Genomic DNA, 13,675 nt, shown 5'->3' with positions numbered 1-13,675 from the left:
TTAAGCCTTTTCAGACTGAAAAACTTGAACAAAAAATAATTCTTTCTATAAATCTTTTTACTTCAAAAAAAGTACTTTAACTGATTTTAAACTTTCACCGGTATTGATGCTGATTATATAAACCCCGGTACTGATTATATCGCCGGAATTATTTTTCGCATTCCATATAATTCTTTGCCTGCCCGCCGATTGAGTTGAATTAAGAAGCTCGGCAACTTGATTACCGAGAATGTCAAATATTTTTATTGAAACCTTTCTTTCCTGAAAGTTGTTCTCAATTCCAGTTGGAAGACTGTACTCAATTGTTACCTCAGGATTAAATGGATTTGGAAATGCTTGAATTGAAAATTCTAATGGAGCAATTAGTAATTCATTTTTTACTTCGGTTAGTAAATTACTGCTTTGGGGGGTTGGCTGCAGAAAAGTCCATGCTACACTTGCATCAGGAAATCTTCCAAAAGACAAGTCAGCGCTTTGTGAGCCGAATGAAATTGAATCAATAACTGTTACCCCATCCTCTGCAACTAAAGTGAGAAATTCACCGTCAGCATTTAAAGCAAAGTTAGTGTGAAAGCCTTGCTGTGCTAAATCATTATCCGCCCAAATCAAGAGGAAGCTGTTTGCAGGAATTAATGCGGAAGGAAATTGCCATTTCGTTAAGCTATCAGGATCATCTGTTAGATATTTTCCGGTTAACGTTATTTGCTCATTGGTTGGGTTATAAATTTCGATCCAGTCATCATATTCACCATCCTGATCGGGAATAATGGAATCATTTTTTGCGAGCAGTTCATTAATAACAATATTGTCGGATAAAATCTCAGGCGTCTGAATATGAATTTTGCCATGGCGCGGATATGTTTGACTTAAACTGTTTTGATCCGTTACTAAAATTTGGAAAGAGCCAAAACCATTATCGCCGAGCGCAGGAATATTTCCACTCCATCTATCTGATTCCTCAACAAGCATAGTTCCAGCAACAGGATTAAATGTCATTGCATAATCAATTGAGTTTGCATGATCCTGTGGATAATATTTTATTATCATCGAGCTAATACCTGCATTTGAAAATCCAGAAGCATTAACTTCGATTGATTGATTTGGCAGCGGAATGGTGGGGGTAAAATCAATTGAATAAATGATTGGTGGCGCATTTACAAAAAACAAAAATGAATTCAAAGACGAATTTCTGAGATTCACGTATTCTTTTAAGCCGCGTTTAACGTGTTGATTCGAATATCCTGTTGCAGAGTATGAATCAAAAAAATCATTTGGAGTGAAGCCGTAGTCTTTTCCTTTAAAAGTATCAGCAAGTGCAGATGGAGTAATCATATCTTTGATTTCATCAATACGATTTTCCCAAAGTTGAAGCTCATAAACATTGTCGCGATAAAATTGAAGAAAGTGCGTGTACAGATTTTTATACTGAAAATTATTCATCATCCTTTCAGCAAGCGGTCTATCACTGTTAACTATTTTGGGGAAATCATAAGGATTCACATTTGCCCAATCTATGTCGAACCAATCAACACCAAATGTATTGTCGTAATCAAATGGGATCCAGTGAAACTTATTTTCAGACGGGGAGTGGTAGAGATAGTAATTATTCATCAACGACCAGTAATCATCCCAGCTTCCTGTTAATATATTCACCGCAAAATATTTTAATACATCAGAGACATCTATAATTTTTTCGAGCGAATCGGCAAAAAGATTTTCGGGAGTATTATTAATTATATTTATCAATCGTGCAAGCTGAAAATAATTATCTTCAGATTCATTAGTTTTTAAATCATAGGTTCGTCGGTTGCCGTCACTAAATTTATACAGATTTGGATCGCTGCCGAGATAAACAAGATCGGCAGGGTAGAGGCATTTCCATAAATTACCATCGGGATCTGAAAATTTATGTTTAAGAAATTCTTCGTCAATGTGTTCAACGGAAATATATAGTCCGTAGTATTGCCCGTTGATGTAAACCTCTGAATGAGCGGCTCTGCTGGATATCATTCCGATCTTATTATAAAAATCCCAGCATAATTTACTTCTGATAATTGAAGGATCGTTATGCTCGGCATTAAGATTTAGAACATCAACATCAGAAAGCTGCTGTCCTTTAATAAATTCATTAAAAGATAATTGGAAAGATTTTTTTTGTGCTTCTCGTGAAGTGTTCCCTCTTAAACCGAATCCAACCGAATCAACTATTTTATCAACTAATAAATTTTTGAAATGAACCGAGCAGACAAACATCGAATCACTTTGAGGATTTTGATAAAGCCATTCAACTGCAGCAGGATCAACAGTGATCTCAACTAACGCAACTTCAGTATCATCGTACAGCTTCCAACTATTATCGGTCTGCGCAAGTGAGTCACCAAAGAATATGACGGTAAAAATTATAAGTATTTGAGTTAAAAAATAAAATGATTTGAATTTCATAATAAATCTTCTATATGATTATCAGTTAAAGTTTCAAAAAAAATCTAATTCAAAGTTCATTAAAAGATTCTTAATTTGCTATTACTAAATTCAGATTGAACTTTAACAAAGAGGTAACAATGATAAAAATAATTTTCCTGCTGCTGATATCAATTCCATTATTTGCCCAAAATGATTTATTCTTTGAAGATTATTTTTTAGACGAAACAATGCGAATTGATTACTTTCACATAGGCGATGCAAAAAATGAAATGATAACGATGGATAAAATTTACCACTATGGAATTTGGGCAGGAAGCCTCACACACTTAGTTGATGATTTGAATAATGGAAAATACTACTATAAAATTTATGATGCCGCTTCCAACAAGTTAATTTTCTCAAAAGGCTTTGACACTTTCTTTGGTGAATACAGATCATCTGACGGCGGGGTAGATGGAAAAATGAAAAGTTTCTCAGAGAGTGCAATCATTCCATTTCCCAAGAGCAAAATCATATTTGCAATCGAAGAACGGAATGAACAAAATGAAATGAAAGAATTTTTCAAGACAGAGATTGATCCGCAAAATATTTTTATTATCAAAGATAAAGTTGAAGACAGTTCGGCTGAGATTTTTCAACCTGCATACAGCGGCGACCCGCATTTCAAGGTTGATGTTGTTATTCTTGCCGAAGGTTATACGATTAGCGAGCGGGAAAAATTTGAAAATGACTTGAATCGTTTCGTGAATTATTTTCTGGAACAGGAACCTTACACTTCTCAAAAAAGTGATTTCAATTTTTATGGTGTGTTCAAGCCCTCTGAAGAAAGCGGTACCGATTTGCCAGGCGCGGATATTTTTGTCAATACAGTATTGAGTACAACCTTTTGGTCACTTGGATCAGAAAGATATTTGATGACTGAGGACAATAAAACTATGCGCGATCTTGCAGCAAATGTTCCGTATGATGCAATTTATATTCAAGTCAATCATTCGCGTTATGGCGGGGGTGGAATCTATAATCAGTTCTGCACATACAGCACGGACAATCAATTTGCAAAATATTTATTCACGCACGAGTTCGGTCATTCGTTTACCGGGCTTGCTGACGAATATTACACTTCCGATGTTGCTTATAATGATTTTTATAAACCAACTCTTGAACCAATCGAACCAAATGTGACTGCATTACTGGATCCTCAAAATGTGAAATGGAAAGAATACTTAAGTGAAGGAATTGAAATCCCAACTCCGTGGGGAAAGGAGGAGTTTGATAAATTCAGTTATGAGTGGTTAAAAGAAAGAAACAGGTTAAATAGTTACATCGCTGAGTTAAAAAAGAATCGAGCACCTGAGGAGCAAATCAAAGCAGCAGAAGAAGAATACGCAATGAAAGATAAACAGCAATCTGAAAAAGTTGATAAGTATTTGATGAGCAGTAAATATTGGGATCAGGTGGGTGCATTCGAGGGGGCGGGATATTTACCCAAAGGATTTTACCGCCCGATGCTTGACTGTATAATGTTTTCCAAAGGAGATAAACCATTCTGTAAAGTTTGTGAGGCAGCAATAAAGAATGTGATAGATCATTACATATATTGAACAGGAAATTTACTGATTACTTCTCTGCGAACTTTTATTGAATAACTTCTCCAGCAAAGTTCGTAGAAAAATCTTTGCAACTATTTTATAAAAATTCACAAAGGTAATTTTACTAATGAATGGATCATTTAACTATTAACTCATGTTACGCAAAACAGCAAACCTCCGAGGTTTCGATGAATAGGTTTATGAAAATATTTTCTATTTAGCGCTAAAAAACAGCCTCAGAAAGATACTATTTACAAAACCTCGGAGGTTTTATACTCACCTGCATAAGGTGAATATTAATTAAGTATTTTATTCTTGATATCTAAATACTCATCATCCTCCACATTTAAAAAATTGCTAAAGAATTCAAAATAATCTTGGTTTATTTTATATGGCTCAATCTTTAATAATCCATCAACGGATATCATAATATCAATTTCATCCCGAGTCAAAATTTCCTCAATTAATTTTTCACCTTTACGAAACCCAGTAGTTATCACCTCTATTTGTGGTTCGACAGAGGGATTAAATTTTTTAATAAGTGCATTTAAAAGCTCTGCAATCTTTATAGGTTTATTAAGTCTGGGAATAAATAGACAACCATTTCTGCCATATTCGGCTGCCTTTAATGCAAAAATTGCCGCTTGAGGGAGGGTTATAAAATATCTTTTCATATCTGGGTGAGTTAGTGTAACCGGACCACCTTTTAATATTTGTCTAATAAATATTTCGGATACACTACCCCTGCTTCCTAGTACGTTACATAACCGAATTATAATAAAATTTGTTTTATAAAATTTACCGAGTTTTAACAATATTGCCTCCGCTGCTTTTTTTGATTGCCCCATTTTACTAATAGGATTTACAGCCTTATCGGTTGAAATAAACACAAATTTATCAGCATTAAATTCGCCGGATAAAGAAGCAACATTATAAGTTCCAAGTACATTAACTCGTATTGCTTCGTCTGGGAAGTCTTCTAAAATATGTATATGCTTATATGCAGCCACATGAAAAACTAATTCAGGCTTGAAATTATTAAAAATGCTTTGCAACGAATTTCTTCTACTAACATCACAAAGGAAAAGATGAACCGGTATCTTTGTTTGTTCAGTTAAATCAAGTATTAGATTATTAAGTTCGCTTTCATTTATGTCGAGAAGCCCCAATGATTCTGGTTTATACGAGATAATTTTTTTTGAAATTTCTGATCCAATTGATCCTGCGGCTCCGGTAATAAGAATTCGCCTACTTGTAAAACCCTTTAGCAGATCCAAATAGCTAGTATTTTCATCAAAAGAATTATTAAGCAATTGATCAAAGTACTTAGTTAAATCTTTAGATTCTGTCATTTTATATCCACCATAATAATTACTTCCAGATTTCTCTAATTAAAAAAATGCTTCGGCAGCTTTAGCAGATATTACACTTCCACAGTTATAAGAATGGTTTTTTATTGCTTCAATTGATCTCGGGTGAGGAAATTCTTTCATTTCATAATCATAGCAAGACAACAGCTTAGTTTTGCTATCAAGAAAATCAGATATATCGACAAAATAGTTCGGATTGAATTTTATGTCTCCCCATTCGGTGGAAGACGGAATCTCAGCACATAAAATTTTGGAAGGAGTATTTTTATTTACGGGTCTAAAAGCAGTAAGCACAGCAAGAAAAGTAATACGATGATCCATATTAACATCACCTCCAAAATGTGTATATACAATATCGGGATCAATTTTTTTAGAAAAAATTTCGATTGCTTTAACGATCTTAATTAATGGATAATTATCCAGCATTTGGTCTTTGAAAGAGTCAATATGAATTTTTATAGCACTCAGTTGCTTCGCAACAAAACGAGCTGATTTTAACCTTCTTTTTATTGACTCACTATTTTTTTTGTTTGTTGTTGTTTCATTTAATCTTGATGAATGACCATCTGTAAGAATATGAATAAATATCTCGTCGCCCGAATTTTGATGTTTCAGTAATGTTCCTCCCATCCCCAGAATTTCATCATCAGGATGAGCAACAACGATAAGTACCTTCATTAGTCCACCTGTTTATTTTATTAAAATCATTTTACGAGTCTGAATAAACTCACCAGCTTTTAGTTGATAGAAATACACCCCGCTTGGTAAAGACGCTGCGGTAAAATCTATATTATATTCACCAGCAGGTTTGAATTCATTCACTAATGTTGCCACCTCATTTCCTAAAACATCAAAAACTTTTAACGAAACCAATATGTCACCCTTCGACAAGCTCAGGGTGACAGAGGGAATTGTATATTTTATTTTTGTTGTCGGATTAAATGGATTGGGATAGTTCTGTAGAAGTGAAAATTCTAACGGTGCAGTAATTTCAACTTCAATTGTGTTTGAGTATTCGAAGCTGCCGTCATAATCAATTTGCTTTAACCGGTATTGATATTTCCCTGAGGAAAGATTTTCATCCTTAAAAGAATAGGATTGCTTTTCCGAAGTGGTTCCGTGCCCGGGAATGAAACCAATTGTTTGCCACTCTCCATTGCTGATTGAAGACTGTTGACTGAAGACTTGTTCTCTTTCAATTTCAAACCCAGAGTTGTTTATTTCTGTTGCAGTTTGCCAATTGAGTGTCACATCATTATCGATAACAGCGGACGAGAATGAGAGAATCTCGACAGGTAGTTCACCGAAAAATTTATATACACCCTCGTTTGTTCCTAAATAAATTGTATTATTAATATTTAATGCCAAAGAACGAACATAAGCAGGAAGCAAGCCATCATTCAGTTTATGCCAATTGTCACCTTGGTCTTCAGTAAAATAAAAACCTGAATAGGATGTTGCTAAAATTGTTTTATCACCTAATAATAATAAATCGAGAATCGTGGAGCCACCATCTAAGCCATTATTATGTGGCTGCCACGTTATTCCATCATCGGTTGATTTAAAAAATCCACCCGTACTGCCTGCGTAAATATTACCTAAAGAATCTCTCAATAATGCGTAAACATGTTGATAAGCAAGACCTGCTGCCACAAAAGATAACCCTCCATCAATAGATCGAAAGATTCCGTTTCCGTAAGTACCAATGATAACCAGATCATCAGGTTTTGAAACGATCGAATAGACCCAACTTGATGAACCCCAAATATGCGTGGAAGTCCAAGTTACTCCGTTGTCGGTAGAAAAATTAACCCTATCGAACTCACCAGTATAAAGTTTGTCGTTTTCATCGATATACAATGATGTGATACCATACTCCGTTGAATGTCCAACACCAATATGAGCCCAACTAATTCCTTGGTCAGTAGATTTGTACAGTGAGTTATAACTAAGGTAACCGTGCACTGCAGCAAAAATATCGTTGTTAGAATTTTTTTGAATGTGATTAAATTCATAATCATTATCAGTATTTAGAATAGAGTTTTGATTCCAGCTTAAACCTTGATCACCTGATGTGTAAATTCCACCACCATCGGAACCAGCAATAATATTGCCATTTGCAGCAATTGTAATTGATGAAATCAAAAGATGGGCGATAGAATTAGTTAACTTATTCCATTCTAAGCCCTGGTAATCAGATTTGAAAACACCTCCGCTGGTTGCTGCTAGAAGACTATTATAACTAGTTTTCGCCAAAGAGTAATATAGAAAGTTAGGGATAGTCGAAGTTACTTCACTCCAAGAATTGCCTTGATCATCTGTTCTATATATTCCTGCATTTTTATAACAGCAGAAAACATATGGTGTATAATTTAATAAACCAGAAACCTCATCGTTAGGGAGCCCCACTGATTTCTGCTCCCAACTTTCTCCCTTGTTAATTGATCTATACATTTTATTTCCATAAACTTCGGTTGCAGCCCATATTGTGTCACCTCCGGCAATAGAAATATAGCTAATGTAGTCATATCCCCCCATGCCAGTATTTTTTAGTTGCCAAGAATCACCATCATCAGTTGATTTGTAAACTCCATTGTAAGCATCTGCGTAAATAACACCCTCGGAATCAATTGCAATGCAATTAAAATAATTATTTAGAAAAGCAAGTAAGCTCCAGCTATTACCATTATCCGTCGATTGATAGATCCCTCCCCCATCGCAAGACAGACAATCTGTGTAGCCACCTAAAAATAATTTTCCTGTAGGGGATTTAACAATTGTGGTAATTATATCTCCCGGACTTATACCATTAGATCTTGCTTCCCAAGAATTTCCATTATCAGAGGAATAATAAATCACACCCCAATCCCCTGAAGTAAACATCTCTTGATCACCAATAACATGAATTCCTTTAACTGGCGATTCAGGGTAAGGTAATTCAACCCAATTAATACCACCATCATCTGATCTATACATATTATTGGTACTGGTTGATATAAACATATCTCCAACGGGCTTACTGCTACCGCAATTGTTTCACCTGGAGTTTGACCGCTTATGTTAAGCCATTGTGACACTGTACTATTTGGAATGAAACCGAATAATAGGTAAAAAATAAGGGACACATTAATATTTTTCATTGGAATTTCTCCTATTTTATTAAAATCATCTTACGAGTCTGAATAAACTCACCAGCTTTTAGTTGATAGAAATACACACCACTTGGTAAAGACACTGCGGTAAAATCTATATTATATTCACCAGCAGGTTTGAATTCATTCACTAATGTTGCTACCTCATTTCCTAAAACATCAAAAACTTTTAACGAAACTAATATGTCACTCTGAGCTTGTCGAAGAGTGACAGAGGGAATTGTGTATTTAATTTTTGTTGTTGGATTAAATGGGTTTGGATAATTCTGCTCAAGTGAAAATTCTAACGGTGCAGTAATTTCAACTTCAATTGTGTTTGAGTATTCGAAACTGCCGTCATAATCAATTTGTTTTAATCGGTACAGATATTTTCCCGAAGAAAGATTCTCATCCTTAAAAGAATAAGATTGTTTTTCTGAAGTGGTTCCGTGTCCGGGAATGAAACCAATTGTTTGCCACTCCCCATTGCTGCCCGCAGACTGCGGACTGGAGACTTGTTCTCTTTCAATTTCAAATCCGGAGTTATTTATTTCTGTCGCAGTTGTCCAAAGCAAAGTTATATCATTATCAACAGTGGAAGAAGTGAATGATAGAAGCTCAACAGGGACAACCGGCGGAACGTAAGCAGTAGCCTCATTGCTAAATATGCTACTACCTCCGGATGGACCTGAAAGCGTGGATATATGATAGGTATAAATTTTATTAAGTTCAACACCTTCATCGATAAATGAAAAAGTACTCGAGTTCGTTTCGGCTATCGTAACATAGTTGCTAGCATCTGTAGGAAGACCGTTTTTCTTTTGAATGCGATAGCCAATAATAGGATCAGGACTGGAACCACTACCCCAAGTTAGGTTAACTGCTAAGTCAGAAGTATCAGCCCGGGCTTTCAACAATCCTGGTGGAAGCATAGGGGTTAATGCTCCGTCACCACTAATTTTAAAATTATCAACAACCCACCACCAATCCCAGCCAGGTTGGACACTAACCAGTCTCAGAATAAAATTGTTCGTGGATGTATAAAAATAATAGTAATGTTCCTCATGAGTATTTCTAACATCAACTTGATCAAATGTTGTTATGTTTATCCATGTGGTTCCCTGATCAGTGCTAATGTCAACATAACCAAAGTCCTCGTTACTGATCGCTTGCCAGTCATTGTCCCATTCAATTTTAAGACCAAAAATAAGACCTTCGGTTAGAAATGTTACAGAAGCTGTAGTCAGGGTTGAAGAACCCGAGCCACAATAATCAGCATCTGCAGCTAAAACATTTCCAGTTGCAGATGGAGGCAGGGTATAAGGTCTTGATGACAAATTAAAAAGGTCCCAGATACAATCTCCACCTTCGTTTGTAATTGTCCAATTCAATAATCCATCTTCAAAATTATCAAAGAAAAAAATTGGAGACGTTGGATTATATCTTGAAGTGAAATTCCAGGTAGGTGATGGAGAAAAAGATAATGAATCATACTCGACAACTTTCCAATAGTAGGCTTTGTAATATTCTAATTGTCCATAAAGATTAAGTGAAACTGAATCAAAAACTGTTGAAGGATAACCATCAAGTATTTTTACCGAAGGATCCATCGCAGAAACAAGAGCAGGGTCATCGCTGAAATAAACTTCATTATAAATTGTTCCAGCAGGATTTTCCCAAAATAGTATATGTAAGTGAATACTTATACCCCTTGCCCCCGGTGCAGTCATTGGGTGAAACGGTTCACCCGGTCCTTGAGCAAAGTTATTTATCGGGTTCAGAATAAACAGAAAAACTAAAATTGAAAAAAGTAACCTTTTTATATTCATCTCAATTTCTCCTGAATTTCTTTCGATTAAAATTAGTAAATTTTTCGACCAATGGTATTCATTTTTTTAAATAAAATAATTATAAGTATCCTTTTTATTTTATCTTGCTAATAGAATTCTTAGGAAATATTTTTGATTTCACTTTTATAAAAAACAATTTGAAGCGTTATAACCAAACATTCTTGATTCTATTAATTTTATCAAACTTCAGTTTGATAAATGCACAGGAACTTCGAACTACACATCCTGCGGGTGATTCTTTAACTATTGAGACTGATAGCATTCAGTATAAGCCCGGATCTTCAATTTACTATTCATCAAACACTCTAAAAGAATTATCAGACGGAACTATCTGGCGGGGGGAAAATGATTTAAACGGTTATAAAATCGCCAGCGTACTTGGTGCTATTGCAGTTGTTGATTTTGCTGGTTATAACCAATTGAAAAATCTTTGGTACACGCAACGCCATTCGTACTGGCACACACTTGACTTTGCAGAAGATTTTAGAAAGTACAGGTGGATGGATAAATTCGGTCATGCAATGGATGCATATTTTGTCAGTGATTTAACCGCTAAAGCTTATCGCTGGTCAGGGGTTTCCGGTAATTCTTCCGTGCTGCTTGGTGCTTTAACAGGCTGGCTGTGGATGATGCAGATTGAAGTCTCCGATGGATTTTTTCTTGAGTGGGGTTATAGCTGGGGGGATGTGCTTGCAAATACTTTTGGGGCGGGGTTTTACATTCTTCAGCAAAACAACAATGAGCTGTTTGGCGGATTGCATCCCAAAATTAGTTATCATAAATCTGAAGCCTGGAAGCAGGCGAAATATATAAAAGTGCCGGGAAGTATAATTGACGATTACGAGGGAATGACCTTCTGGCTTGGCGTTAATCCTTATCATTATTTTCCCGAAAGTTTGAAAGCAAGTTATCCAAAGTGGCTTGCACCGATCGGCATTGCTTTTGGCTATGGTGCAAAGGGAATTGGTATTGATCCGCAAGGGGGACGGCACGAGTTTTTCGTCGGGCTCGATATTGATATTTCTAAAATTCCAATAGGTGAAGACAGCGGACTCGTAAAATTTTTGAAGAGTGAATTTAATTTTATTCATCTGCCCCTACCTGCCGTGCGTATTTCTCCTTCGGGAGTCTGGTATGGATTATATTTCTGAAAGTCAAATGCCAAACGGGAAATGTCAAACGAAATGTGAGAGTTTTGTCAGAAGTGTGAGAATAACATTTTCGAATTAATAGTTTGAATTCAATTTTACAGAAAGTAACTTGCAGTAAATATATTTAATCAAATAGGAGTTATAAATTGAAACTAATCAAGAGCACTTCGCTGTTTACAGCATTAATTATTTTTTCTTTTGCTGCTTCAGGATGTTTGACTACGCAGTACAAAGAGTATTCGTATAAAGTGAATAAAGATGGCTCGGGCAGTGGTAAGATTTTATTTTACAATATTGTTTCGCAGTTGGATGACGGGAAAAATGTTTCCTTTAAAGATTTTGGTGAACTTGTTGACGACTACTTGAACGGTACAAGATTCGAAGACGACAATCCAAAATTGAAAGTGACAGGCAAAAAACTATTTGAAAAAGACGGAATGTTGATGGGTGAAGTTGCTTTTAATTTTGAAAATCTTGACAGTATTGGATTCTTCATTACAAAGAATTGTGATTGCAGTCCGATTATGTATCACCTTTCAAATTATAATGAAACATTTATCGAGTCAAATGGCAAGTGGCTTGGTGCTGATGGAAACTTCCCGGTGATAGTTTGGGAAGATGGTTCGCGCGAACTCAAATTCAAAACTGCTGCACAGGAAGACGTGACAGAAGCAAATAGTCTTTTGCCGATGTGGAAAACATATAAAGAAACTGCAAAGTAATATTAATCCGTAGAGACGCAGCGGGCTGCGTCTCTACTAATTGTTTTAATAATTATATCTTATTCTGAATTTTAATTTTGTCTCACTGTCTTTACCGACAGGCACTTTAAACCTAAGACTCGAAGCATCTTTCTTTTCGTAAGTATGAGTTGAGTTTAATACTTCCCAAAAATTACCGATATTTTTTTCAACTTCAACAACTATATCTTCTTTCTTTCGATTCTTCAAAGTGATTTCCCATTCCTGCTCATATACTCTGTCGGTTATTTTTTTGTAATCAGTTTGAACTTCTTCTGCAAGCACATCAAAAGCATCACCAATTTTTAGCTTAATTGTTTCATTCTTTGGATTGTCATCAATCATATCGTCGCCAATAAATTCAATAGTTTCGCCGTCTGATTTATACATCCGCACTTTCCTTTTGGCATCGGCATCCCCAGATTATTATTATCTTTGTTTTCAAACTCGACCACTACTGCCACCTTCCCCTGTGATTGATTTCCGTAATTATAATTGTAGTAACCGCTCCTGAAAAGATATTTTTTTGTAACACTAACATTCTGAGTTTCGAATAATGAAATTTGTTTCACTTCGTTGTTGGATATTGTTGCAGGTCGTTGAAGGTTGTAAATATGATATTCAAAAAATTCCTTCTCTTCAAATTGCGGTGCATTGCTAATTGATTTTTCCATCACCATTCCATCCATCATCCTCATATCAGGATAGTTTGGTTGAACAAGATGAACATCTCCGGCAACAAGTTTTAAGACTGCGTTTTTATAAGTTGTGCCCGAATTATTTTCGACACTCACCCATGAATTAAGATCAAGTTTAGTATCAGTTTCATTTAAGACAGCAACATACTCAGCATGCCAGTTCATCCCCGAGGTTTGATATGAAACTTCAACATCTTGCTTGCCTGATGATTCGGAGTTGACAGTCCAGACCAAAGTTGGTTTCGTTATTAATCCTTCGGGAAGTGCTGCTACATTTATTCTGTACTTTGTGAGATTAGGCAGTAAAGTTAGTCCACCATCCTTTTTGCGAATTACAAACTGTCCGCCATAAGGTGCAAGCAAAGTACCTTCAAGCAGTTCGTTGTTCTCGCCTATAAGTTGAATATCCTTATCAATATATTTCATCAGAATTTTATCGAGACTGACAAGATCATACTGATAATTCTGCTCAAGTACTTCGCCATTTAATTTTATGTGCACACTTGTAGGATCAATTTGCTGTGCTACATCGGTTAAGAATATTTTTGAAATGCCTGAATTGATATCAAAGGTTCTGGTATCTTTTACTACTCCGAGATTCTGATTATAAACAGTTACTGCAATAGACTTTTGCTCATCAGTTTGAGCGAATGTTAGGATGGAAAAAAAGCTGAGAGCGAAAAGGATTATCGTATTCATTTGTTGCTCCAAATTTAATTTGA

General features: G+C 35.6%; 10 protein-coding genes. 3 read left to right on the top strand and 7 right to left on the bottom strand.

Annotated features, from left to right (window positions below):
- Positions 1–57 precede the first annotated feature (57 nt).
- Positions 58–2,442, bottom strand: a complete 2,385-nt coding sequence (locus IPH11_03555) for a CotH kinase family protein (GenBank protein MBK6912778.1) — start codon at positions 2,440–2,442, stop codon at positions 58–60.
- A 119-nt stretch (positions 2,443–2,561) separates the two neighbouring features.
- On the opposite strand from IPH11_03555, the gene IPH11_03550 reads away from it, so the two are divergent.
- Positions 2,562–4,025 (top strand): peptidase M64, encoded by a 1,464-nt coding sequence (locus IPH11_03550; protein MBK6912777.1) that lies wholly within the window; start codon positions 2,562–2,564, stop codon positions 4,023–4,025.
- Positions 4,026–4,309: 284 nt separating this feature from the next.
- On the opposite strand, the gene IPH11_03545 is transcribed toward IPH11_03550, so the two are convergent.
- The 4 genes from IPH11_03545 to IPH11_03530 form a co-directional block, all read right to left on the bottom strand.
- Positions 4,310–5,365, bottom strand: a complete 1,056-nt coding sequence (locus tag IPH11_03545) for a polysaccharide biosynthesis protein (protein ID MBK6912776.1) — start codon at positions 5,363–5,365, stop codon at positions 4,310–4,312.
- A gap of 39 nt (positions 5,366–5,404) precedes the next feature.
- On the bottom strand, positions 5,405–6,061 hold the full coding sequence (locus tag IPH11_03540; protein ID MBK6912775.1) for a PIG-L family deacetylase: 657 nt from the start codon (positions 6,059–6,061) through the stop codon (positions 5,405–5,407).
- Between the two features lie 12 nt (positions 6,062–6,073).
- Positions 6,074–7,837 carry a T9SS type A sorting domain-containing protein gene (locus IPH11_03535; protein ID MBK6912774.1) on the bottom strand — a complete coding sequence of 588 codons (1,764 nt, stop codon included), beginning with the start codon at positions 7,835–7,837 and terminating at the stop codon, positions 6,074–6,076.
- Between the two features lie 697 nt (positions 7,838–8,534).
- Positions 8,535–9,446 carry a T9SS type A sorting domain-containing protein gene (locus IPH11_03530; GenBank protein ID MBK6912773.1) on the bottom strand — a complete coding sequence of 304 codons (912 nt, stop codon included), beginning with the start codon at positions 9,444–9,446 and terminating at the stop codon, positions 8,535–8,537.
- Positions 9,447–10,501: 1,055 nt separating this feature from the next.
- Between IPH11_03530 and IPH11_03525 the strand changes: the two genes are divergently transcribed.
- Positions 10,502–11,515, top strand: coding sequence for a DUF2279 domain-containing protein (locus tag IPH11_03525; protein MBK6912772.1), 1,014 nt, complete (start codon positions 10,502–10,504; stop codon positions 11,513–11,515).
- A gap of 146 nt (positions 11,516–11,661) precedes the next feature.
- Entirely contained in the window at positions 11,662–12,237 is a 576-nt protein-coding gene (locus IPH11_03520) for a hypothetical protein (protein ID MBK6912771.1), read from the top strand.
- Positions 12,238–12,282: 45 nt separating this feature from the next.
- Here the strand turns inward: IPH11_03520 and IPH11_03515 are convergent, their stop codons facing one another.
- Both IPH11_03515 and IPH11_03510 read right to left on the bottom strand, forming a co-directional pair.
- Entirely contained in the window at positions 12,283–12,645 is a 363-nt protein-coding gene (locus IPH11_03515) for a hypothetical protein (GenBank protein ID MBK6912770.1), read from the bottom strand.
- Entirely contained in the window at positions 12,597–13,652 is a 1,056-nt protein-coding gene (locus IPH11_03510; protein ID MBK6912769.1) for a hypothetical protein, read from the bottom strand. The genes IPH11_03515 and IPH11_03510 overlap by 49 nt, the downstream gene beginning before the upstream one ends.
- Positions 13,653–13,675 lie beyond the last annotated feature (23 nt).

It is taken from the genome of Ignavibacteriales bacterium (genome assembly GCA_016709155.1).
Taxonomy (GTDB): domain Bacteria; phylum Bacteroidota; class Ignavibacteria; order Ignavibacteriales; family Ignavibacteriaceae; genus JADJEI01.
This window is presented reverse-complemented; position numbering and strand designations above follow the sequence as displayed.